This window comes from Holdemanella sp. DFI.5.55, assembly GCF_020593575.1.
GTDB lineage: Bacteria > Bacillota_I > Bacilli_A > Erysipelotrichales > Erysipelotrichaceae > Holdemanella > Holdemanella hominis.
Genome location: NZ_JAJDMK010000337.1, coordinates 1 through 245, shown reverse-complemented (window position 1 = coordinate 245; position 245 = coordinate 1). Strand labels below are relative to the sequence as shown.

At 51.0% G+C, this 245-nt stretch carries 1 protein-coding gene; it reads right to left on the bottom strand.

Annotated elements, in window-relative coordinates:
- The coding region (locus tag LJE08_RS14325; RefSeq protein ID WP_255650368.1) for a DUF4141 domain-containing protein at nt 1-135 on the bottom strand (135 nt) is incomplete at its 3' end.
- Nucleotides 136-245: the final 110 nt, after the last annotated feature.

Below are 245 nucleotides of genomic sequence, written 5' to 3'. Positions count from 1 at the left end.
AGAGGTCTGCACTATCTGCTTTGTGGTGTTAATGATACCCTGTGCCAAGTTGCCGGGGTCTGACACCACCCACTGGGCGGATGCCCTGCCGATGAAGCAAAGGCACACCGCCATAAAGAGGATTATTTTCTTCATGTTCCTAATTTTTAAGTTGTTGATGATTGGGGATTACGTTTGCTTTCCGCAAGCCGCTTGATAGCCAGTTCAAGGTTGCCGCCCAGCTTCTCGGCGAGGGCGAACAGTTC